The 22,664-nt window shown below is 57.6% G+C and carries 19 protein-coding genes; 10 read left to right on the plus strand and 9 right to left on the minus strand.

Annotation, left to right across the window (positions count from 1 at the left end):
- Nucleotides 1-31: 31 nt before the first annotated feature.
- Together J5276_RS16815 and J5276_RS16820 are read right to left on the minus strand one after the other, a co-directional pair.
- Nucleotides 32-1,159 (minus strand): LLM class flavin-dependent oxidoreductase, encoded by a 1,128-nt coding sequence (locus tag J5276_RS16815; protein WP_174012004.1) that lies wholly within the window; start codon nt 1,157-1,159, stop codon nt 32-34.
- Nucleotides 1,156-2,022, minus strand: a complete 867-nt coding sequence (locus J5276_RS16820) for an ABC transporter substrate-binding protein (protein WP_065661640.1) — start codon at nt 2,020-2,022, stop codon at nt 1,156-1,158. The genes J5276_RS16815 and J5276_RS16820 overlap by 4 nt, the downstream gene beginning before the upstream one ends.
- Nucleotides 2,023-2,234: 212 nt before the next feature.
- On the opposite strand from J5276_RS16820, the gene J5276_RS16825 reads away from it, so the two are divergent.
- Nucleotides 2,235-2,600, plus strand: coding sequence for a helix-turn-helix transcriptional regulator (locus J5276_RS16825; RefSeq protein ID WP_003510774.1), 366 nt, complete (start codon nt 2,235-2,237; stop codon nt 2,598-2,600).
- A 1-nt stretch (nt 2,601) separates the two neighbouring features.
- Nucleotides 2,602-3,231 (plus strand): glutathione S-transferase family protein, encoded by a 630-nt coding sequence (locus J5276_RS16830; RefSeq protein WP_003510777.1) that lies wholly within the window; start codon nt 2,602-2,604, stop codon nt 3,229-3,231.
- Between the two features lie 6 nt (nt 3,232-3,237).
- Here the strand turns inward: J5276_RS16830 and J5276_RS16835 are convergent, their stop codons facing one another.
- Nucleotides 3,238-5,073 carry an ABC transporter ATP-binding protein gene (locus J5276_RS16835; RefSeq protein WP_174012006.1) on the minus strand — a complete coding sequence of 612 codons (1,836 nt, stop codon included), beginning with the start codon at nt 5,071-5,073 and terminating at the stop codon, nt 3,238-3,240.
- Nucleotides 5,074-5,121: 48 nt separating this feature from the next.
- The gene (locus tag J5276_RS16840) at nt 5,122-6,318 is read right to left on the minus strand and encodes an aminotransferase class V-fold PLP-dependent enzyme (protein ID WP_003510781.1); all 1,197 of its coding nucleotides are present in this window, start codon (nt 6,316-6,318) and stop codon (nt 5,122-5,124) included.
- Between the two features lie 89 nt (nt 6,319-6,407).
- Between J5276_RS16840 and J5276_RS16845 the strand changes: the two genes are divergently transcribed.
- Nucleotides 6,408-7,244, plus strand: a complete 837-nt coding sequence (locus J5276_RS16845) for an IclR family transcriptional regulator (RefSeq protein ID WP_003510788.1) — start codon at nt 6,408-6,410, stop codon at nt 7,242-7,244.
- A 6-nt stretch (nt 7,245-7,250) separates the two neighbouring features.
- Here J5276_RS16845 and J5276_RS16850 read toward each other — a convergent pair whose 3' ends face one another.
- The 5 genes from J5276_RS16850 to J5276_RS16870 form a co-directional block, all read right to left on the minus strand.
- A complete protein-coding gene (locus J5276_RS16850) occupies nt 7,251-7,745 on the minus strand; it encodes a RidA family protein (protein ID WP_174012008.1) in 495 nt (164 codons plus the stop codon).
- Nucleotides 7,746-7,827: 82 nt separating this feature from the next.
- Nucleotides 7,828-9,051, minus strand: a complete 1,224-nt coding sequence (locus tag J5276_RS16855; protein WP_112391208.1) for an amidohydrolase/deacetylase family metallohydrolase — start codon at nt 9,049-9,051, stop codon at nt 7,828-7,830.
- A 1-nt stretch (nt 9,052) separates the two neighbouring features.
- Nucleotides 9,053-9,928 (minus strand): ABC transporter permease, encoded by an 876-nt coding sequence (locus J5276_RS16860; protein WP_003500772.1) that lies wholly within the window; start codon nt 9,926-9,928, stop codon nt 9,053-9,055.
- On the minus strand, nt 9,928-10,869 hold the full coding sequence (locus J5276_RS16865) for an ABC transporter permease (RefSeq protein WP_065659511.1): 942 nt from the start codon (nt 10,867-10,869) through the stop codon (nt 9,928-9,930). The genes J5276_RS16860 and J5276_RS16865 overlap by 1 nt, the downstream gene beginning before the upstream one ends.
- 231 nt (nt 10,870-11,100) lie before the next feature.
- The gene (locus tag J5276_RS16870) at nt 11,101-12,627 is read right to left on the minus strand and encodes an ABC transporter substrate-binding protein (protein WP_026330678.1); all 1,527 of its coding nucleotides are present in this window, start codon (nt 12,625-12,627) and stop codon (nt 11,101-11,103) included.
- Between the two features lie 136 nt (nt 12,628-12,763).
- On the opposite strand from J5276_RS16870, the gene J5276_RS16875 reads away from it, so the two are divergent.
- The 7 genes from J5276_RS16875 to J5276_RS16905 all read left to right on the plus strand — a co-directional run bounded on the left by J5276_RS16875 (nt 12,764) and on the right by J5276_RS16905 (nt 22,608).
- Nucleotides 12,764-12,964, plus strand: coding sequence for a hypothetical protein (locus tag J5276_RS16875; protein ID WP_065687739.1), 201 nt, complete (start codon nt 12,764-12,766; stop codon nt 12,962-12,964).
- Between the two features lie 178 nt (nt 12,965-13,142).
- Nucleotides 13,143-14,267, plus strand: coding sequence for a glycosyltransferase family 4 protein (locus J5276_RS16880; RefSeq protein WP_003510798.1), 1,125 nt, complete (start codon nt 13,143-13,145; stop codon nt 14,265-14,267).
- 281 nt (nt 14,268-14,548) lie between these two features.
- Entirely contained in the window at nt 14,549-15,067 is a 519-nt protein-coding gene (locus tag J5276_RS16885) for a helix-turn-helix domain-containing protein (protein WP_013761537.1), read from the plus strand.
- A 158-nt stretch (nt 15,068-15,225) separates the two neighbouring features.
- A complete protein-coding gene (locus tag J5276_RS16890) occupies nt 15,226-16,263 on the plus strand; it encodes an acyltransferase family protein (protein ID WP_081308478.1) in 1,038 nt (345 codons plus the stop codon).
- A 412-nt stretch (nt 16,264-16,675) separates the two neighbouring features.
- Nucleotides 16,676-17,872: a polysaccharide biosynthesis/export family protein gene (locus J5276_RS16895; RefSeq protein ID WP_013761539.1), complete on the plus strand. Its 1,197-nt coding sequence runs from the start codon at nt 16,676-16,678 to the stop codon at nt 17,870-17,872.
- Nucleotides 17,873-18,166: 294 nt separating this feature from the next.
- Nucleotides 18,167-19,468 carry an efflux RND transporter periplasmic adaptor subunit gene (locus tag J5276_RS16900; RefSeq protein WP_065687741.1) on the plus strand — a complete coding sequence of 434 codons (1,302 nt, stop codon included), beginning with the start codon at nt 18,167-18,169 and terminating at the stop codon, nt 19,466-19,468.
- Entirely contained in the window at nt 19,465-22,608 is a 3,144-nt protein-coding gene (locus J5276_RS16905) for an efflux RND transporter permease subunit (RefSeq protein ID WP_174012012.1), read from the plus strand. The genes J5276_RS16900 and J5276_RS16905 overlap by 4 nt, the downstream gene beginning before the upstream one ends.
- Nucleotides 22,609-22,664 lie beyond the last annotated feature (56 nt).

Consider the following 22,664-nt stretch of genomic DNA (forward strand, 5'->3'; position numbering starts at 1 on the left):
GTCTTTTTTCTCCACTCCCGGAAGGCCATGTTTACGATGCCTTTGCCGAGAGGTCGCGGTCGAACAAAGTCGACCAGGTGAATTGTTTGGCTGACGAGACTTCCCGCGATACATCAAGACGCGGAAGAACCTTTTCCCCGAAACGGAAGGCCTCTTCCAGCAATGGCATGCCGGACAGAATAAAGGTATTCACGCCCGCCTTTTTATAGGCCTCCAGCGTGCGGATGACCGTATCGGGCGAGCCGACAATTGCGGTGCCCGGTCCCGGCCGGACAAGACCGATGCCGGCCCAGAGATTGGGGGCAATTTCGAGATCACGCAGGTTCTCAGGCTTCTGTCCACCATGCATCGCCGTCATGCGCTGCTGGCCGACGGAATCGGTCTTGCCGACGAAACGCTGGTTGGCTGCAATGGCACGTTCGTCCATGCGCCCGTAAATATCGGCGGCGGCGGCCCATGCCTCTTCATCCGTATCGCGGACAATCACATACAGGCGAATGCCGTATTCCAGCTCACGGCCGAGTTTCTCCGCCCGCGCCTTGACGAGATCGACCTTCGCGCCGATCTGATCGGGCGTTTCACCCCAGGAGAGATAGGTCTCGACATGTTTGGCGGCAACCTCGATCGCCTTGTCCGAAGAGCCGCCGAACCATAGCGGTGGTGGCTCTATGCCTTGCCCCACCGGCAGTGCCAACTTTGCGCCTTCGGTCTGGAAATGGCGGCCCCTGAAATCGACCGTCTCACCGGCAAAAAGACGATGCCAGATCTGCAGATATTCATCCGCCATATCGTAGCGTTCGTCATGCGGCATGGTCATGCCATATGCACCGAGCATCTTCGCATCGCCCGAGACGACGTTGATCAGCAGGCGTCCGCGCGAAAATTCCTGAAGCGTCGCCGCCATCTTGGCGAGCAGCGTTGGCGCGACAAGACCCGGATGAATCGCGACCAGAAACTTCAGCCGCTCGGTATAGGAAAGCAGCGCGCCAGCCAGAACCCAGACATCATGCGCGCCGGTGGCAAACAGGGCGCCTGTGTAACCAAGCTGATCATAAGCAAGCGCAAGCTGCTTGTAATAACCGAGATCAACCTTGCGGGATCCTTCCGGTTGCCAGGGATAGGCGCCATCGGGCGCGCACATGTACCAGAAAACGTTCATCTGTCGCCTCCCGCGCTGGCTGATTGTGGGGCCGGTCTCTGCCCGGTCAGAACCGGTAGAGAGAAATGGCCGTGCCTGTAAAGCGTATCGGCCTCCTCCTGCTGTTCGGCAAGGATATTTTCGGCGGCGGGCACCACCGAAAGATCGCGTGAGCGCAGCACCTTTGCCCAGGACTGCGCATCGCCTTCGCTGCCCGGCTCGGCGGCAAGAAGGGCCGCGGCTCTGTCTATATCCGCCATGACGGCGCGGCCAACGCGGTCCAGTTCGGCGGCAATCGCATCGCGTTGTTCCAGCGCCACAGTGTGACGCGCAAGCGTCCAGAACAGCGAACGGTTGGGAATGGTGGAGCCGCAACGGACCAGAAGACTGATCCCGTCATGGGTCAGGGCTTTTTCGAGCCGTGGCGACATCGTCACCCAGGCATCGACGCGGCCTTCCACGAGATCGCGCAGGCTATCGCTGTCACCGCTCTCGATGCGTATTACATCCGCAAGACCAAGCCCCACCCCTTCCAGGCTACGCGCAAGAAGATAGGTATGAAAAGACCCGTCAATCAGCGATATGCGTTTTCCCGAAAGGTCGGCCGCAGAGCGGATGGGGCTGTCGCGCCGCACGAGGATCGCGCCGTTTGCGGGGCGTGGTGCCGAGGCAGCGATATAAGCTGCGGAAAGCCCCCGCGCATCCGCCTCGATTGGCGGCGTCGAGCCCGTGCCGCCGAAATGAATTTCGCCTTTTTCCAAAAGCGCTGCGGTATCGCGCCCCTCGCGGTAGGGCACGAATTCCGGATCGAATTCATCAAACGCGCCGGGCCAGAGCCGGGCGAGCCGCAAATGCAGATTGTTGGGATGGACCCCGATTTTCATGTCGACACCTCATTTCTCAATCAATCTACTTTTTTATAGAATGTTTTCGAGGAACGTTTTGGCGATCCTCTGCGGGAAAGCGAAAGAGAAATCTATAAATCCTGTAGATTTTAAAAAATTTCCTGACACGGTCAAACTCGGCCTAATCAAACCATTGAAATTTATCGCAATACAATTTACTTTTTTATAGTTTGAAAAATGGACCTGTAGTCGTGACGAAACCGGTTTCCAATCTCATCTGCCGCAGCGTGGTGGAGGCGAGCGAGCTTTTAAAGCTTGTCGCCAACGCCAATCGCCTGGCCATCGTCTGTTATCTCATGGAAACGGAGGCTTCCGTTTCCGCACTGGAATATGAGCTCGGCATTCAGCAACCGACACTTTCCCAGCAGCTTGCCGAATTGCGCGATGCCGGTGTGATCGAGGGCTCGCGGGAAGGCAAACAGGTGATTTATCGCGTCACCGACCCGCGCATCATCCAGCTCGTTGCGACATTGCGCGGTCTTTATACTGATCTTTCTGATGTGACCGGCAAGAAAGGCAGGCGAGCTTTGCCACTAGATGAGGCGATGTTCGATTAGCATGATCGACCTCTACACCTGGATCACCCCGAACGGCCTGAAAATCTCGATTGCGCTGGAGGAACTCGGCCTGCCCTATATCAGCCACGCCATCGACATTGAAAAAGGCGAACAATTCTCAGCCGACTATACCCGCGTCAATCCCGGCTCTAAAATACCGGCAATCATCGACCGCGATAACGGCACAGTTCTAGCGGAATCGAACGCGATTCTGATCTATCTCGCCGAAAAGGCCGGGCGTCTTCTGCCTGCCTCCCCTGCTGCGCGGCTGGCAGTCACCGAATGGCTGATGTGGCAAGCCGCCAATTTTGGCCCGACACTCGGTTATGCCCATTATTTCCTGACCTACAATACCGGACAGGCACCCTTTGCCGAGGCGCGTTTCGCCTCGGATACGGAGCGCCTCTACCGCACACTGAACCAGCGCCTGACGGGCCGGGAATTCATCGCCGGTGATTTTTCCATAGCCGATATCGCCATCTGGCCTTGGGTCTCGCGTTTCGCGCGCCATAAAATTGACCTCGACGATTTTCCGGCGGTACAGCAATGGTATCGCCAGCTCGGACAGCGCGAAACCTTCCGGCGCGGTTACCGCGTGCCTTTCGCGACATCCGATGTACCGGGTCTTTAACCCGCTTTAGCAGGCGACAAGGTGACCGGGCGAGACCTCACGGTACTCACGCGGTTTCACCACGTAATCGATCGCGCGGATCGGGCTTTTCAGCTCGTCATTCGCGGCATTTCGCCGGGTGTTTCTGCGGTCCGGGTCCGGCACCGGCACGGCGGCCATCAGCTTGCGGGTGTAATCATGCTGCGGATTGTCAAACACCGCCGCACGTGGGCCAATTTCAACGATCTCGCCGAGATACATTACCGCTACCCGGTGGCTGACGCGCTCCACCACCGCCATGTCATGGCTGATGAACAGGAAGGCGAGATCGAGGCTTTGCTGCAGATCCAGCATCAGGTTGATGACCTGCGCCTTTATCGAAACATCAAGCGCCGAAACGCTCTCATCGGCGACAATCACCTTCGGCTGGAGCGCAAGCGCGCGGGCGATACAAATACGCTGACGCTGGCCGCCGGAAAATTCATGAGGGTAGCGCGCCGCCATATCGGGCGAAAGGCCGACCTTCGCCAGCATATCGGCCACAACATTCTTCGCCTCGCGGGCGTTTCCCATGCGGTGCTCCAGAAACGGTTCGGCAATCGCCGCACCCACCGTCATGCGCGGGTTGAGCGAGGCATAGGGGTCCTGAAAGATCATCTGCACCGTTTTGCGCATCTCGCGCATGCCTGATTTGTCGAGGGCGAGAATATTCTCGCCATTAACCATCACTGAGCCGGCATCCGGCTCGATCAGCCGCATGATGGCGCGCCCGGTGGTCGATTTGCCGCAACCGCTTTCGCCGACCAACGACAATGTCTCGCCGGCCCTGAGATCAAAGGACACATTCTCCACCGCATGCACGCGGCCGCTGAGCCGCCCCAAAAGGCCGGAGTGAATATCGAAGCGCTTGGTCAGCCCTTCTACCTTGAGCACCGGCTGGGCACTCGAATCGACGGTATCGCCCGGCCGCGCCGGCTGCTGCGTTTCGCCTGTGGTGGTGTTGACGATGGGAAACCTGAGCGGTCTTTCCTCACCCGTCATGGAACCCAGAACCGGAACGGCGGACAAAAGCGCGCGGGTATAGGGATGCTTACCGCGATGAAAGATATCAGCGGTCGCGCCAACTTCCACCTGCTCGCCGCGATACATGACAACGGTACGATCGGCGATCTCAGCCACCACGCCCATGTCATGGGTGATGAACAGAACCGACGTGCCTTCCTCCTCCTGAAGCGTCTTGATGAGGTCAAGGATCTGGCCCTGAATGGTCACGTCGAGTGCGGTCGTCGGCTCATCGGCGATCAGCAGCTTCGGCCGGGATGCAAGCGCCATGGCAATCATCACGCGCTGGCGCATGCCGCCGGAAAAGCGATGCGGATATTCATCGAAACGCGATGCGGCTGAAGGAATACGGACCTTTTCGAGCAGCCGAACCGTCTCCGCCCTCGCGTCGGTTTTCGACATCGGCTGGTGGCATAACAAGGCCTCGGAAATCTGGTCGCCGATGGTGAACAGCGGATTGAGGCTGGTCATCGGCTCCTGAAAGATCATGGCGACCTCGTTTCCCCTCACCTGCCGCATGGCATCTTCGGAGAGGGACAGCAGGTTGCGCCCTCCAAGCAGGATTTCACCCTCCACCCTGCTGCTTTCACGATCCAGCAGCCGCATGATGGAGAGGGAGGTAACGCTTTTACCCGAACCGCTTTCACCGACGATCGCGACGGTTTCACCCGGCCCGACATCAAAGGAAATATCACGAACCACGGGTTTCCAGCCGCCATCCACGTGAAAGGACGTGGTGAGATTGCGGACGGAAAGCACGGCATCTTCGGCACCAACGGGTGCGGCCTGCGGCATGGTCATGATCGTTCCCTTCTTGTCGTTAGGTTTTGGCGGCGCAAGCGGTCAAGCCTAGTCCGGCCAGCGCAGCATGCCGTCGAAGCGGTGTCGGCTCCGGTCTTCGAAAGGTGTTGCAATCACCTCGTTGGAGGCACGCGCCTTGTCCAGTTCCTCGGCCAGACGAGACGCCACGATGGTTTCCTGTCCGGGATGCAGATTGCATGGGTCGAGATAGAAATAGCGATGCTCTACCTCGTGGTCGCGGGTGATGATGGGAGGATTGCCCCTAGCCAACGCTGTCGTCAGGTCCCAGGCAGTGATATGCGCTTCTTCGGCATCGATGATCACGCGCAGCCTGTCGAGCGGGTTATTGGTCGGATCCGGCTCGATGAGCGCGGTCACGCCCGGGCGGCCATCCAGCGTTTCCTTCCAGAGATTGAGATATCCGGTCTCGCGCTCACGGATGCCGGCATGGTCGCGCTTTTCCCAGGCTTCCAGTGCCGCCATAACGCCATAGATGCTTTCCTTGCCGACCTTCATGCCGCGGCCAATGCCCATATTTTGCAGGAAGGCGTTGCGCACCAGTTCCTTACTTCCGGCCACGATGCCGGAGGTGGGGCCACCGAGGAACTTGTGGCCGGAATAGAGGACAATATCTGCGCCGGTGGCCAGAAACAGCTCCAGATCATATTCGGACGCCGCATCCACGATAACCGGAACACCCTTGGCATGGGCGATCTCTACGAATTCGGAAAGATGCAGCAGGCCGTAATTCACGACATGGTGCGAGATGACATAGACCGCCGCCGCCGTCTTTTCGGTGATGGCGTTTTCCATGTGGAAGCGATGGGTCGATGTGGCCTGCCCGACCAGCACCACCTTGCCGCCGCCAAGCCGGATCGCCTGATCCACCGGCGCGCCGTAGCTCACCACATGCCCCATCTGCACCAGCACCTCGTTCTTTTCCGGTGCAATATCAGGCAGCTTTTCGATGGCCAGGAGATTGTTGCCGGTGATGGCACCGGCAACAGCAAGGCTGATGCCGGAAGAGCAGGAAGCAGTGACGAAACCAGCCTCGCCGCCCGTCAGTCTCGCGATGATCGCGCTTGCCTTGCGCTGCAGATCGTTGATCTCTACGAATTGCGGCAGGATCGCCGCCATGGCCTCAACCGCCTCTGGAACGACGATGGAAGCACCGAGCGACGTCATGGTGCCCGAGACGTTGATGACCGGGCGAAGGCCGATCCTGCTTCTGATATCCTCGGTCATGTCTTTCTCCTGTCTTTGCGATGCGATAGGCATCGACATATATGCCATAATAATGTAATAGCTTCTCAAAATTCATGAGGAGGCCGAAATTGGACGCCCATAAACTGGACGAATTGTCTTCACACGCCTTGTCCGCGACCGAGGAAAACCCGGACGCGAAGGTGGCCAAGCGCTCGCGTGTCAGCGGCATTGATCGCGCTCTTCAGGTGATTGATTACCTTTACGAAACCGGATCGCCAGCTGGCGCTTACGCCATTGCCAAGGCGATCAAGGCGCCACTTTCCACCGTCTATGTGATCGTTGACGATCTGGTCGAAAAGAACATGCTGGCGCGCAACGCCGAAGGTAACATATGGCTCGGCGCACGGCTTTATCACTACGGCCTTGCCTATGCCCGCTCGCTGGATTTCATGGGTGTCGCAACCCACGAAATGCATGATCTGTGCCGCCATGCGGGTGAGACGGTGCAGCTTTGCGGTCGCGACGGTGACCATATGCTGGTGCTCGCCATGGCGGATGGCCCCAGCCATTTCCAGGTTGCCTCGCGCGTCGGCACCCGTGTTCCATTGAACTGGACGGCATCCGGCCGCCTGCTCGTTGGCCATCTGCCGGAAGAGGAGCGCGTCGAGCTTTTCAAACGCTGCGCCCGCACGTCGCCCACCGGCCGTGCGGAAATCAATCCGGAAGCGCTTTCTCAATCGGCAGGCACGGCGTTCCGTGACCGGCTGTCGATACAGGTTGCGGAATCCGACTACGCTGTTGCCTGCATCGCCTCGCCGATCTGCGACACCAATGGAGAATGCGTGGCGACGATCTCCATCGTGCTGCCGGAACAGAAGGTGCTGGCGGACGAAAACCACTATACCGAACAGGTCAGGGTTTCGGCCGAGAGGATCGAGAAGCTGATGGGCTGGCGCAACCATTGAACGGCCTCAATCCCTAAGGGCGATGATGGCTTCTATCTCGACGGTGATGTTGCCCGGCAGCGAACCGAACCCCACGGCGGAGCGGGCGTGCTGCCCCGCATCGCCGAACACATCGATGAAGAGATCCGAACAACCGTTGATGACGCTTGGATGATCGCGGAAATCGCTGACGGCATTGACCATGCCCAGCAGCTTGACCACCTTCTTCACCCGCGACAGATCCCCAAGCGCCTCATGCATGACGGCAAGAAGATTGATGCCGGTTAAACGCGCATGCTGGTACGCCTCGTCCAGCCCGATCTCGGCTCCGACCTTGCCGGCGTACAGGTGTCCGTTCTCCTCCCTCGGGCCCTGCCCCGAAAGATAGAGCATGTTGCCTTCCACCACATGCGTGACGAAATTGGCGATCGGCGGCGGTGGCGGCGGCAGCGAGATGCCGAGCGCGGCAAGCCGGTCGTAGGGCGAATGACGCCCATCTCCCTCAAGCGAAGACTGTTTCACGCGAATTCCTCATAATACCGGGACGGGTATCCCTATTCTTTGCGGAAGACGGAGAGCATCCCTCCCCGCCGCTCCAGTCGGTTCAGCGCCAGGAATAGCCATGGCTGTGGCGCACGAGCTTGCGCGCTCTTGGGACATAACGGCTGGCGGCAATTGCCTCCGCACCGATAACCGCATAGCGCGGCTCGAACAGCCGCTTGAGACGCGAAACATCGCCATTGGAATCGGTCGCCTCCAGATCGGCATCGACAAGATCGAAAACCGTGAAATCCGCGCGCTGGCCAACATCGAGGCGGTTTTCCATGTCGAGGCGGATGATAGAGGCCGGATTGCGGGTGACGGCCTCGACGACATTTTCGAAGGGCATATCGACCGAAAGCAGCTTCGACATGGTCGTCGCCAGATCCCAGACGGGGAAATTCATCGAATGGCCATGCAAATCCGTGGAGATCGAGAAGGGCAAAAGGCCGCGCGCGATCGCCGCTTCCGCCACCTTGAAGGAGAAGGATGCACCGCCGTGGCCGATATCCAGCCGGATGCCTTCCCCGGCGCAGCGCTCCGCAAGGTTGAACAGGTCCTCGTCTTCCATGATGCTGGAGCCGGACTTGCCGTTGAAGCAATGGGTCACGACATCGCCGGGACCGAGAATTTCCAGCACCTCATCGTAGAGCGCAGGCGGTTCACCCACATGCACCATCATCGGCACTTTCAGGATCTTGGCGATCTTCTTGCCGAGTTTGACCGGCGTAACACCCCAGGAACCCGTAATGACATGGCTCGCCCGCACCTTGAGGCCAACGATATGCTCGCTGTTCTCGGCATAACATTCAAGGATGCGGTCGAGGTCGATATCCTTGATATCGCGCAGTTCCGGGACCCGGTTGCAGGCGACAAGCCCGATGGAGCCGAGATTGAGGAAGGCCTTGATGCGTTCCTTCGATGGTTCGATGATATATTCGCGAAAACCGTGGAAATTTGCTTCCCCCGCCGAACCGGCATCCACCAGCGTCGTCACGCCGCGCTCGGCCCCGCATTCTGACGGGCGGATGGAGATATCGGTGCCGCCATGCCAGATATGCACGTGCAGATCCACCCAGCCGGGCGAGACGAATGCGCCCTTTGCGTCGATGCGCTGCGCATCAGTCGGCGCCTGAAGGGCAGGCCCAACCGCCACGACCTTGCCATCGCCGCCGATCAGGATATCGGTCTGGGCCTGTGGCGCCCCCTTTTCGAAGCCGACGGGCTTTACATTGGAGAGAAGAATGGGAGCTTGAAGAGGCGTTTTTGCCTGTTCACCGGACGTCATATTACAAATCCCTTCGCAGTCTTGGGTCGAGCATGTCCCGCAGCCCGTCGCCGACCATTTGCAGCGAGAGCACGGAAAGAATGATGGCAAAGCCGGGGAAATAGGTCATCCAGTCCGCCTGGCCGATATATTGGCGGCCTGCGGAGATCATGGTTCCCCAGGTCGGAATTTCGGGGCTGACACCCAGCCCCAGAAATGAAAGGCCGGCCTCGGCCAGCATGGCGCTGGCGAAAAGGAAGGTGCACTGCACGAGGATCGGCGAGATCAGATTGCGCAGCACATGCCGCGTCATGATGTGGAAGGTGGAGATGCCAAGCGCCTTGGCCGCCTCCACATAGGGCAATTCCCGGATCACCAGCGTCGAGGCGCGCACGATGCGGGCAAGGCGCGGCGAATAAACGACGGCAAGCGCAATGATTACCGTCGTCAGCGACGGGCCGAGCGCCGCGACCAGCGCGATAGCCAGCAAAATATCCGGAAAAGCCATCATGGCATCGATCAACCGCGCGATCGGCGTGTCCAGCTTCTGGAAGAAACCTGCAAGCAGGCCGAGCGTGATGCCGATCAACGCCGAGAGCGCCACCACGGCGGCCCCCACCAGAAGCGACAGCCTTCCCGCAAAGATGGTACGGGAAAAAACGTCACGGCCGAACTCGTCGGTGCCGAACCAGTAGAGTTCGCTCGGCGGTTTCAGACGGTTGACGATCGACAGTTTCGACGGCGAATAAGGCGCGATCATCGGCGCGAAAACGGCGAGCAGCACGAAGACGAGCAGCACGATCAGACCGGCTGCGACCGTCTTGCGCTTCAACAGACGCCGAATGAACAGAACGGTCGGGTTGCGCGCCGGCTGGGCGGTGGAGGTGATATCGGCCATCAGTAACGAACCCTCGGATCGACCAGCAGATACAGCATGTCGATGGCAAAATTGATGAGCACGTAAAGCCCGGCGATGACGAGAAGCGCGCCCTGAATGACCGGATAATCGCGCCTCAAGACGGCTGACACGACGAGATTGCCGACGCCCGGCAGGCCAAACACGGTTTCCGTAACGACCGCGCCGGAAATCAGCACGGCGGCGGTGAGACCAAGCACGGTGAGGATGGGGATGAGTGCGTTCTTCAGCGCGTGTTTCATCACCACCCGGGGTTCCTTGACGCCCTTGGCTCTGGCGGTACGGACATAGTCGTCGCCGAGAACATCCAGCATCGAGGCGCGGGTAAAGCGCAGAATGAGGGCGGAAGAAACGAGGCCGAGTGCGATGGCCGGCAAGGTCAGGTGATACATGCGCTCGAGGAAGCTTGCGCCCGGACCGCCATATCCCGACACCGGGAACATATCGAGCCGGACGGCGAAGAACTGCATGAGGATCAGGCCAAGCCAGAAGCTCGGAATGCTCGCCGCCAGCATCGCAATGGTTGTCGCTGCCTGATCCACGAAGGAACCGCGCCGGTAAGCGGCATAGATGCCGATGGGAAGCGCGATGGCACTGGCGATCAACAGCGAAAAGATCGTCAGGAAGAAAGTCGGTTCCGCCCGATCCAGAAGCGCCGATCCAACCGGCATGTTGAGGAAGATCGACTGGCCGAGATCACCGCGCAGCAATTGCCCGATATAGTAGACATATTGCACGCCAAGCGACTGATCTAGGCCAAGTCTGGTGCGCAACTCCGCGATGTCCTGTGCCGAGGCGTCCGGCCCTAGCATCACCGCCGCCGGATCGCCGGGCGTGACGCGCAGGATGATGAAAACGATGGTGACGACGAGAAACATCACCACGATCATTCCGGCAAGTCTCTGGAAAATATACCGTATCACGTATGAATGCTCCGAAGCGCGTGATGGGCCGCTCTCAGGCGACGGTTGAACAGAGTTGTCGACGAGTGCCGGTAAACCCGGCGCTCATGGCTGGGCCCGCCTCCGTCATGCCGGATCTGATCCGGCATCCAGCCACCGCGCGTCTGCGTGGTGAAGGCGTCCTCTTGCGGTCAAAGACTTGATCGCGCTGGACCCCGGATTCAGTCCGGGGTCACGGGGAGCGGAGCGGTCTTACTTCGTAACCGAAGCATTCCAGAAATAGGGCCAGGGAGCCGGATCGACGCCATCAAGCTTGTTGGACTTCGCCGCCACGGCGTTGAAGTCGCCGATCTTGATGAGCGGCAGCTCGTCATAGATCGTCTTCTGCACCTTGGCCCAGAGAGCAACGCGCTTCTCCGGATCAGCCTCCGAGGTGAAAGCGTCCACCGCCGCCTTGCGCGTCGGCGTGTCCCACCAGCCCGGCGAACCTGTGGAAAGCGCGCCAATCAGCGCCGGCTCCGGCAGGAAGGGGCTGTGGCTGATGTAGATATCCCAGAGCTTCGGGTCGGCACGACGCTGCGTCAGCGTCGCCCAGTCCACCACCTGCATATCCACCTTGAAACCGGCAAGCTTCAGATACTCCGCTGCCACCTGCGCCATTTTGTAGTGGAACTCATACTGACGGCTGGTGAGGATGCGCAACGGCTCGCCATTATATCCGGCGGCCTTCAGCTTTTCGGCTGCGGCCTCCGGGTTGCCGACATTATAATTGCCTTCGACGCCCTCTTCCGAATGCCAGGAGAAATTGGACGGATAGTAGGCGCCATCAAGCGCATAGAAATCCGTGCTGCCGAACGCCGCCGCCAGCATGTCCTCCATGTTCAACGCTTCGGTCACCGCCTTGCGGACCTCCAGCTTGGAAGACAAACCTTCCTTGGTATTGAATACAAAGACCGGATAACCGAAGGGCTTCAGCATCAACGGCTGCGAGGCCGAGGAGGACTTCACCTTGGCGAAGGATTCCACCGGAATGGAATCGACGTAGTCATACTGGCCGGAAACAGCGGCCTCTACACGGGTATTCGGATCGGGAACCGGAACGAAACGGATTTCATCGAGATACTGATGGCGCGCACCGCCATATCCGTCACTTTCACCGTCACGAGACTTGTAGCCGTCGAAACGGACGAGCTGGATATATTGGTCCGCCTTGCGTTCCTTCAACATATAAGGGCCGGTGCCGACAAATTCTGTCATCGGCTCAGCCTGCTTTTCAGCGGGCAGAATGATGGCTGCGGAGTTGTTGAAAGCAAGCAGCGAGGTCAGCGGCGCATAGGGCTGCTTGAGGGTGATTGTCACCGTCTCGGCATCAGGCGCGGAGATATTGTCGATGAAACCGGCGACCTGTTTTCCGCGTGATGCGATCTTCATCCAGCGGCCAAGCGAGGCGACGACATCTTCCGAGGTCATATCGCTGCCGTCATGGAACTTGATGCCCTTCCGCAGCTTGATCGTGTAGGTTTTGCCGTCCGCACTGATGTCAGGCAGGCTTTCCGCCAGAAGCGGCGTCACCTTCCACCCCTTGTCGAAGGTGTAGAGCGTTTCAAAAATATGTTGCGTGACAATGCCGACGAGATCGGCCGTCGAGGCCATGGGATCGAGTGTCGGCGGCTCGCCGATCGTGGCGACATTGATGACACCGCCCTTTTCCGCAGCCATCATCACGCCCGGCGCTAGCATCAAAGCGGCAGTGGCGAGAAATGCAAGTTTACGTCTCATTGTTAAGCTCCCAGCTCTTGGTTCCGACCTTATGAGTTCCATTATTATGTTATATCAATCTTTATAACAGAATAACTCGATAAGACGCCTTGTCAATGACAATGCGGAGCGAGGAAGGGTTTCCAAGACAGGCGAAATGGAAGACGGGCCTTCGCAAGAGGCGGAAACGGAACATCAGTCGATGGAAAACAGGCTATTTCGCCCGAACCACGGCGCGCGGCAAACACCGCTGCTGCCAGCCGAAACTGCGGAAACTACGGCTGGCTTTCAACTGGAAAACGAAGAGGAGGAATTAAGAGGCTTTGATATTTCGCATTTGCGAACAAAGTGCTATTGAGGATCAGACCAAGACCAGATTACGACAGACATAATCTCGCATTCTTATTAATCGTTACGTTATTCGCCTTCCCAGCCGTGTTTTTAAGGGCTGCAGACAGACCAGATATTCTAAACCGCCGAGCTTTATTCCAAGGCGGGTTATAAATTTTTATTACGTTGAAATTATTGAGGAAATCATGAAGACGGCAATCGTGCATGACTGGCTCACCGACAGAGGTGGGGCCGAAAAAGTGCTTCACAACCTTCTTGAGATCTATCCTGACGCGGATCTCTATTGCCTTGTCGATTTCATGAGCGATCGAGACCGGGGCTTTCTCGGTGGCAGGCCCGTCAACACCTCCTTCATCCAGAAACTGCCTTTCGCTCGTAAAAAATATCGCTCCTATCTGCCGCTGATGCCGCTGGCCGTCGAACAATTTGATCTCAGCGGCTACGATCTGGTGATTTCCTCAAGCTACGCCGTCGCCAAGGGCGTCATCACCGGACCCGGCCAGTTTCACGTCTCCTATATTCACAGCCCCATCCGTTACGCGTGGGATCTCCAGCACCAGTACCTGAAAGAATCGAAGCTTAGTCGCGGTTTCGCCTCGTGGATCGCCCGTGCCGTTCTTCACTATATTCGCATGTGGGACATCCGCACCGCCAATGGCGTCGATCTCATGACGGTCAATTCCAAATTCATTCGCAGCCGGGTTCGCAAATGCTACGGACGCGACTCTACGGTTATTTATCCGCCCGTGGATACTTCCCATCTCTCCCCTTCCGACCTGAAAGGCGATTATTTCGTCACGGCTTCGCGGCTGGTGCCTTACAAGAAGGTCCACCTCATCGTAGAAGCCTTTGCAAAAATGCCCGACAGACGACTGGTCGTCATCGGCGACGGCCCGGACATGAAACGCATCAAGGAAATCGCCACTCCCAATGTCGAGATCCTCGGTTTCGTCGGCAATGACGAGCTTCACAAATACATGGCGGAAGCCAAGGCATTCGTATTTGCCGCCGAAGACGATTTCGGCATCGTCCCGGTTGAATCGCAAGCGCTGGGAACACCCGTCATCGCCTATGGAAAAGGCGGTGTACTAGAGACCGTTGTTCCTCTCGGCGCCTCCAATCAGCCGACCGGTCTTTATTTCCGCGAGCAAACGCCTGAAGCCATCTGCGCTGCGGTGCAGGAGTTTGTCGATAACTCCGACAGTTTCGACAAGAACGCCTGTGTCGACAACGCCGCCCGCTTTTCAAGTGAACGCTTCCTGCGAGAATTTGCCGATACCGTGAATTTCGCGCTGGCTGAACGAGCCTGACATGCAATTTTCAAGGTCGAATATATCCATATTGGATATACTCTGTTGACGTCGACAGAGACACCCATAGGTAAAGCAAGTGGCGTCACCGGCCTTCTCTTATCCAGCGCAGGCTCGCCGTCGCCTTGTCCGCAATGCAGTCGCCGTGCATAATGATTCCTCGTTGTGAGCGAGGCGGCCCTGACCGGCCTACCTCATGAGTGATTTGGTCTTTGTACAAACAGAGGAATATCGCAAATTGGTATCTAGTAAATACCAAATCGTGATATTTATGCGGAATTATGAGCAGGAAACGCGTCGAGCCAAAGACGCCGTTGGGAAAACGGCTGACCGAGGTCCGCGAAGCACTAAAATTCGACGAGCGTGAGCCATTTGCTGAGGCACTAGGCCTGACAGTTGCAATGCTTGGTTACTATGAACGGGGCGACCGTATTCCCGACGCTGGCGTTTTGGCTCTCTATCGTGAGCGGTTCGGCATCAATATAAGTTGGCTCGTGGCCGGTATGGGCGACATGTTTGACACGGCGCCAGCGGCACCTACGCTTGCCTACGACGTTGCCCTGCTGCAAAAAATCAGCGACCGGGTCGAGACGATCTTCGCGGAGTGTCGCCAAAAGTCGCCTACACGGTCTACAATAACGGAGGCCGCGCTTATTTATAACGAACTGGCCAAAACCATATCGGACATTCGCGACGTCCAGATGGTAGAAGCAATTTTACCCGTACTTCTGCTACGCTTCAGGGAGCGTATAACAACACCAGGATCGGGACTCGGCAAATACGAATCTTCAAGTTTTTAATATTAAGCATATTTATACAGCTGCCACAATAGGCAGATTTTTAATCTCATTCAATACTTCCGATACACGATTAGTATTTCATAATAAATTTTGTATCCACATCAACTAAATATTTCACTGAATTATAAATAATTTTAAAATTTACATTAGGTGTTTTCATGAAAGATAAGGCGTTGCGTGATCACAGCTATGATATAGCCAAGGGTCTCGGCATAATTATGGTTGTCTTTGGTCACACGGAAAGAGGTTTGAGTATTTCCGGTATGCCGACGCACTTCAGCCTTATGGGCTTTATTGACTATACGATTTACACCTTCCATATGCCGTTTTTTTTCTTCGTGTCTGGACTTTTTTTCTCCGAAAAAAATGTCGACCCGACAGATTTTCTTACCAAACTCGGAAAGAATATCGCTTACCCTTATCTGTTCTGGTCAATTCTGCATGGCAGTCTGATGGTGGCTATGGGGCGTTTTGGTCTCACTAACACGACCATAGATTTCACCCGTGTCCTCGAAATCCTGTGGAACCCGATCAGCCCCTTCTGGTTTCTCTACGCATTGTTTTTCTGCCAACTTGCATCATATATTTTCGTTCAGGTGCCTCCGATTGTCCGCATGGCATTTGCGCTTGCCCTCTTCACGCTTTTTTATCTGCACAGCCAGTCTGTTCCGTTGGATATCGCATATGGGCTCGTCTATTTCACACTTGGCACTGTTGCCAAGCAATATGGTTTTTGGCAGAGGCGATACACGGTACACTCATTTCTCGCGCTTCTCGTCGCCTTTGCGATTTCCACCTATTTCTCGTGGCAAACCGAAATTCCCGAACGGCTTCCTTTCCCATCCGCAATTCTCGGCATATTCCTGATTATCGCAATTTCGCAGGCGCTTGTTATTCGCGAAAGCGCGATTTCGTCGATGCTCAAGACACTCGGCCAGTTATCCGTCGGCGTGTATGTCATGCACATCATCGCTATAGGCTTTGGCCGAGCTGTCGCGGTGAAGCTTTTCCACGTCACGGATATGGCGAGCTTGCTAGCGATCACGACCGTTATCGGCGTTGCCATACCGGCCATCGTACAGATGGCCGCTATCCGCTTAGGGATCCAAGAGTGGCTGGCGCTACCGGCCTCCGCCCACCGCAAGCGTGAAACCAGCGCCGCAGGCCAGCCGGGGAGACTGAGGATCGGCCGCTGATGCGGGGAAAAGATACTTTAAAACAACCAATTATCGTGTTTTTAAGTCAAACATGAAAGAAACTGGGCAAGCGTGACAAAACTGCACTAGCGCTATGCGGTAATCGCAGTGATTATGCCGTCCGATTGAATATAGAAGAACGATGATACTGACGCCATTCGGGTTCGTGAAGATTGTGAATGTTACGGATTTTCCGGCGCAATCGAGCGACGACTTAACTTGAAGCATCGCCTTAAGTTAGGCAATAAGCCTGATGCCAGCGTAGACATTTCGTGACACGATTCTGCTGAACGGATGTAATGCCCGGTTGAGATTTGATTTACCGGTGTCAAATATGAAGTGCCGATTTTTATAAAACTATACGATGTCCGGTTTGTTTCTTTTTTCGGACGAAATTTATTTTGAGGACCAAATGCGTTTATTGAATGTTTCGATTCTGCTTGCCTCCGCAGCACTTGCGGGGTGCACCGTGACCGCGGCATCAGGCCCCGATGCGGCAACAATCGAATCCAACGCTTCAGTGAAATTCAGTTCCAAGGACAAAAAGAAAACTGCGGGCGTTGACTACGCTCTCATCGATATCAACAGTTCCGTCCTGAACTATGTCGGCGATACCACCACCGCTACCCTGCTCGGCAGTTTCGGCGGCGGCAAGGGTGGTGTTCCGGCGTTGCCGATGGGCGTTGGTGACGTGGTGCAGGTCGCAATCTTCGAAAGCCAGGCGGGCGGACTTTTCATTCCAAACGATGCGGGCAGCCGTCCCGGCAACTTCATCAGCCTGCCGAACCAGACGGTAGACCGGGAAGGCAATATCAGCGTTCCCTATGCCGGCAAGATCCGCGCAACAGGCCGCAATGTCGAGGATGTGCAGAGCGAGATCGAGGAGCGTCTGGCCAACCGGGCCATCGAACCGCAGGTCCTCATCACCAAGATTTCCAGCCGCTCCGCACAGGCATCGGTGCTTGGCGACGTCAAGGAGCCGACGAAGGTCCAGCTTTCAGAAGCGGGTGACCGCGTTCTCGACGTCATCTCCTATGCAAAAGGCCTCAGCGCCCCAAATATCGAATCCTATGTCACGCTGATCCGTCGCGGCAAGACCGCGCGCGTCAACTACAATCACCTTGTCAGCACGCCTTCCGAGAACATCTATGTGGTTCCGGGCGACACGGTCATGGTGGAGCGTGAACGCCGCACCTATCTCGCTTTCGGCGCCTCCGGCCTCAATGGTCGTTTCGAATTTGAGGACGCCGCGCTGAAGCTCTCGGATGCACTGGGCAAGGCGGGCGGATTGCTTGACTCCCGCGCAGACCCTGCGCAGGTCTATGTCTATCGTACCGTCAAACGCGATCTTCTCGTGAAGCTTGGCATCGACATGTCGAAGTTCCCGGGACAGGAAGTTCCGGTCATCTTCCGCGCCAACCTGCGCGATCCTTCAACCTTCTTTGCCACCACGAAATTCCCGATGCAGGATCGCGATATCATCTACGTCACCAACTCGCAGGCAACCGAACTTTACAAGTTCCTGGACCTCGTCGGCTCCGTTCCCGCAACGGCCGGCAACGTCTCCGAGGATGTGCTTGCGACGCGCAACGCCATCCGGGCGTTCTGACCCTCGGCAACTCGCCGCTCCTGTTCAAAGCCGCCCCGGAAACGAGGCGGCTTTTTATTTTGGTCACGATTGGGGTCAAGTTCCGTGCATCGAGCCCGGCGACGGGCACATGCCCAAAACCGCCACAACCCTTGTTTCGCAAGGCAACATGACGGCAGACATCGTCGCTGCCATTACAAAAGTTTAAGGTGATTTTGCAGCGCATTGGGTGTCTTGTGGGAGCTAAAGCTGCTCCCAGGGCTTACCGAACATGTTCGGGAAACATGTATTGCTCTCATTTTGCGGAACCGTCAGATGAAACGTTTCTGGACCGCCCTCAGCGTTCTCGCCATCGCAGCCGCCGGCGCGTGGTATTTTAAAGATCGCCTGCCCCTTGATCGAATTCCCTATCTCAAACAATTCGCCAGCGTTTCGCCACATGCAGAAACGGCAACGGCCGATGGATCTGCCGGCAAGAAGGGCCAGACGTCGCAGAACGGTCAAGCCGGCCAGCAGACAGGCCAGAGGCAAGGTGGCGGGCGGCGCAATGGCGGGCCGCCTACCGTCAGCACCATCGCCGTCAACAAGGCGACGTTGCCAATGGACGCTACGGCGACGGGATGGGCGGTTGCCGCCGACATCACCAATATAGCGCCGCTTCAGGCCGGTCTCGTCACGGAAATCTCCGCGAAGGACGGCCAGCATATCAAGGCGGGTGATCTGATCCTCAAGATGGATGACCGTATCGCCCGCGCAGCCGTCGACAAGGACAAGGCCAATATCGCTGCCGATCAGGCAACGCTGGAACAGACGGAAGCCGCCTTCCAGCGCGCCGCCAATCTGGTCAAGCAGAGCGCAGAGTCCCAGCAGGTGCTGGATCAGGCAAGGGCAGCCAGGGACAGCGCCGCCGCAAAAATCGATGCCGACAAGGCGACGCTTGCTTCCGACCAGGTAACGCTCGAACATATGGAGATCCGTGCGCCCTTCGATGGGCGACTGGGCGATGTTACCGTCAGCCCCGGTGCCTATCTCAGCGCTGGCATCAATATTGTGACGATCACGAAATACGATCCCATCTCTGTCAGTTTTCGCCTGTCGCAGCGCTACCTGCCGCAATTGCGCGAAGGCGTTCAGAAGGACACGGCGGTCGATGTAGACCCGGCGGCAACCGGCGGCGAGCCCATGAGCGGCATGCTGCGTTTTTACGACAACGTCGTAGACCAAACGTCCGGTACCGTACTTGCCAAAGCGGAATTCAAGAACGATCGCGGGCTGTTGTGGCCCGGCCAGTCCGTCAACGTCACGGCTCATTTCGTCTCCGACGCGGAGATGATCGTCGTGCCGACGGTTGCCGTGCGGCCGGGGCCGAAGGGTAATTTCGTCTACACCGTCGATGACAACCACCGTGTTCATATGACGACCGTGGAGGTTGCCCGCTCCAACGGCGATATGACAGCCATTGCCAGCGGCCTCACCGGCGGCGAGCATGTGATCATCGAAGGCCAGTCGGGACTTGCCGACGGTCAACAGGTGGTCGAGCAATTCTCGGACAAGGGCGGCGCGGCCGCCAATCTGGCCGCCAATATTTCGCAGCAGGAACAGGTGGGTAACCCATGATCCCGAATTTCTGCATCAACCGACCCGTCGCAACCACCCTTCTCGCCATCGGCCTCGTGCTCGCCGGGCTTGCCGGTTTCCGCCTGTTGCCCGTCGCTGCGCTGCCGAAAGTCGATTTTCCGACGATCAGCGTTTCGTCGTCGCTGTCGGGCGCCTCGCCGCAAACCATGGCCACCTCAGTCACCACGCCGCTGGTGAAGCAGTTCGAGACCATTCCGGGTGTCAGCGAAATCAGCGCCACCAACACTCTGGGCAACAGCTCCATCGTGCTGCAATTCGATCTCAACCGTGACATCGACGCAGCGGCAGCAGATGTTCAGGCGGCGATCTCGCGCGCACAGCGGCAGTTGCCAAGCAACATGACGACAACGCCGAGTTACCGCAAGACCAACCCGGCCGATGCGCCGGTACTGCTGCTTGCCATCAACAACAAGGAGATGCCGACCAGCAAGGTGGATGAAATCGCCGAGAATATCATCTCGCCGCTGCTTTCAACCATTTCCGGTGTCGCGCAGGTGAGTATCTACGGCGCGCAGACCTATGCCGTGCGCATTGGCCTCGATCCCTCGCAGCTTCAGGCAAGAGGGCTTGGCGTCGATACCGTCACAACCGCCATCGCGCAGGCGAACAATCAGGTGCCCGTGGGCGCGTTGCAGAACGACAACCAGCGCCTGACGATAGAGGCAGACACCCAGCGCACCGATGCGGCGGCCTTCCGCTCGCTGGTGGTGGCGACAAGCAACGGTGCTTCCATCCATCTCGGCGATATCGCCAATGTCACCGACAGTATCGACAACCCCAATGCCGGCAGTTGGTTCGATGGCGAACAGGCGATCGTTCTTGCCGTGCAGCGCCAGCCGGACGCCAACACCGTTGATGTGGTGGATGCCATCCGGGCCAAGTTACCGGCGCTGCGCCAGCAATTGCCGCCATCGGTCAATATCAACGTCATGAATGACGCCTCGACCGCGATCAAGGACGCGATTGCCGACGTACAGTTCACGCTGCTCCTCACCATCGGGCTGGTGGTCGCGGTTATCTATCTCTTCACCGGGCATCTGACGGCGACCATTATTCCGGGCCTTGCCGTGCCGCTATCACTGATTACCGCCTTCGGGGCCATGTATGTTCTGGGGTACAGTATCGACAATATCTCGCTACTCGGACTGACATTGTCGGTCGGACTTGTGGTGGACGATGCGATCGTCATGCTGGAAAACATCCTGCGACTGCACGAAGAAAAAGGCCTGACAATGCGCGAGGCGGCCCTTCAGGGCGCCGCGGAAGTCAGCGGCACCATTCTGTCCATGTCCATCTCACTGGTTGCAGTGTTCATTCCCATTCTGCTGATGGGCGGAGTGATCGGCAGGCTGTTTAACGAATTCGGCATGGTGGTAACGCTGGCAATCATGGCGTCGGCGCTGGTTTCGCTGACTGTCACGCCCATGCTCGCCTCAAGGCTTTCGGGTCATTCCTCCAGACCGCCGGCCATCATCCGTTGGTTCGACGCCGGCTTCGAGCGCACGCTTCGCCTCTATGGCAAGGCCGTCGGCTGGTGCCTTTCCCATCGCCGCGTGGTTCTGGGCGCATTCCTGGCATCGGTTGCAGCATCGCTTTATCTGTTCGAGACTTTGCCTTCCAGCTTCTTCCCGCAGGAAGATATCGGTCGCCTTTCCGTGTCGACGCAGGCGCGTGAGGACATTTCCTATACCGCGATGCGCGATCTTCAGGCGCAGGTGGCCGATCAGATCCGCAAGAACCCGGCCGTGGTGCATGTGACCTCTACAGTCGGCGGCAATTCCCGCAACCCGCTGAATAACGGCTCGATGTTCGTGGAGCTGAAGCCGAAGGAAGAGCGTGCACCGCTAAGCCAGGTATTGGCGGAACTTGGCCAGGCGACATCGAAGGTGGCGGGCATCCGCACCTATATCAATCCCCAGCAAAGCTTACGTTTGGGCGGGCGCAGCTCCGCCAGCCAATACCAACTCGTCATTCAGGGCCTGAACGCCGACGCGACCAATGAATGGTCGAACAAGCTGATGGAGGCGATGCGCCGCGACCGCACATTCGCCGCCGTCAATTCCGACGCTCAGAACGGCGCAATTGCGGCGACGATTTCGGTCGACCCGGAAAAGGCAGCCGCCTTCGGCATTACCAACGACCAATTGCGCAAGACGCTGGAAATGTCGTTCGGCGGTTATACGGCGGCGCAAATCCAGTCGACCGGTGATAGCTATGATGTGATCGTCGAATTCGACAGCTCGAAACAGTGGAATGACGATTTCCTGAGCGACATCAACATTCTCTCGGCAAAATCGGGTGTTCTGGTTCCGCTTTCCAACTTCGCCACCCTCACCCGCACGCAGGCGCCGGTGACCATCAACCAGACGGGCCAGCTCGTTTCTACGACCGTCTCTTTCAACCTGCCGGATGGCGTGGCGCTTTCGGATGCGACGAGCCGTATTGACCAGATCAAAACCACCATCGGCCTGCCGCAGGACGTGTTCACCAGCTATGGCGGCACGGCGGCAATATTCCAGCAGAGCCAGGGCAATACCGGCATCCTCATTCTTGCGGCGGTGTTGACCATCTATGTGGTGCTGGGTGTGCTTTACGAAAGCTTCATCCACCCGCTGACCATCCTTTCCGGTCTGCCGGCGGCGGCTTTTGGCGCGCTGGTGGCGCTGAAGGTGATGGGCATGGATTTCTCGATCATTGCGCTGATCGGGCTGTTGATGCTGATCGGCATCGTCAAGAAAAACGCGATCATGATGATCGACGTTGCGGTGGAACTGATCCGCGAAAAGGCCGAACCGCCCACCAGCGCCATCCACGAAGCCTGCGTGCGCCGTTTCCGGCCGATCATGATGACGACCTTCTGCGCGCTGCTGGGCGCCCTGCCCATCGCCCTCGGCTCAGGCGCCAGCTCGGAACTGCGCCAGCCACTTGGTGTTGCCGTGGTCGGTGGTCTCATCGTCTCGCAATTGCTGACGCTGTTCATCACCCCGGTCATCTTCGTGGAAATGGACAGGTTGGGTACCTACCTCACCGGGCTGTTTTCGCGCAAGACATCGGCTAAAAAACACGCGGAACCGCAAAAGCCGGAAAGTGCCAGCGAACCCGATTCCGTCGCGGCATAGATCGTAGATACGCATTTCCGGACACAAACCGCGATGCGGTTTCTACCGGAAATGCT

This window comes from Agrobacterium sp. S7/73 (genome assembly GCF_019355535.1).
GTDB lineage: Bacteria > Pseudomonadota > Alphaproteobacteria > Rhizobiales > Rhizobiaceae > Agrobacterium > Agrobacterium tumefaciens.

Bases quoted from the DNA above. Each gene is read 5' to 3' on its own strand.
- J5276_RS16815 (WP_174012004.1), bottom strand. From the start codon at position 1,159: ATGAACGTTTTCTGGTACATGTGCGCGCCCGATGGCGCCTATCCCTGG.
- J5276_RS16820 (WP_065661640.1), bottom strand. From the start codon at position 2,022: ATGAAAATCGGGGTCCATCCCAACAATCTGCATTTGCGGCTCGCCCGG.
- J5276_RS16830 (WP_003510777.1), top strand. From the start codon at position 2,602: ATGATCGACCTCTACACCTGGATCACCCCGAACGGCCTGAAAATCTCG.
- J5276_RS16835 (WP_174012006.1), bottom strand. From the start codon at position 5,073: ATGACCATGCCGCAGGCCGCACCCGTTGGTGCCGAAGATGCCGTGCTT.
- J5276_RS16840 (WP_003510781.1), bottom strand. From the start codon at position 6,318: ATGACCGAGGATATCAGAAGCAGGATCGGCCTTCGCCCGGTCATCAAC.
- J5276_RS16855 (WP_112391208.1), bottom strand. From the start codon at position 9,051: ATGACGTCCGGTGAACAGGCAAAAACGCCTCTTCAAGCTCCCATTCTT.
- J5276_RS16860 (WP_003500772.1), bottom strand. From the start codon at position 9,928: ATGGCCGATATCACCTCCACCGCCCAGCCGGCGCGCAACCCGACCGTT.
- J5276_RS16870 (WP_026330678.1), bottom strand. From the start codon at position 12,627: ATGAGACGTAAACTTGCATTTCTCGCCACTGCCGCTTTGATGCTAGCG.
- J5276_RS16875 (WP_065687739.1), top strand. From the start codon at position 12,764: ATGGAAGACGGGCCTTCGCAAGAGGCGGAAACGGAACATCAGTCGATG.
- J5276_RS16880 (WP_003510798.1), top strand. From the start codon at position 13,143: ATGAAGACGGCAATCGTGCATGACTGGCTCACCGACAGAGGTGGGGCC.
- J5276_RS16885 (WP_013761537.1), top strand. From the start codon at position 14,549: ATGAGCAGGAAACGCGTCGAGCCAAAGACGCCGTTGGGAAAACGGCTG.
- J5276_RS16890 (WP_081308478.1), top strand. From the start codon at position 15,226: ATGAAAGATAAGGCGTTGCGTGATCACAGCTATGATATAGCCAAGGGT.
- J5276_RS16895 (WP_013761539.1), top strand. From the start codon at position 16,676: ATGCGTTTATTGAATGTTTCGATTCTGCTTGCCTCCGCAGCACTTGCG.
- J5276_RS16900 (WP_065687741.1), top strand. From the start codon at position 18,167: ATGAAACGTTTCTGGACCGCCCTCAGCGTTCTCGCCATCGCAGCCGCC.
- J5276_RS16905 (WP_174012012.1), top strand. From the start codon at position 19,465: ATGATCCCGAATTTCTGCATCAACCGACCCGTCGCAACCACCCTTCTC.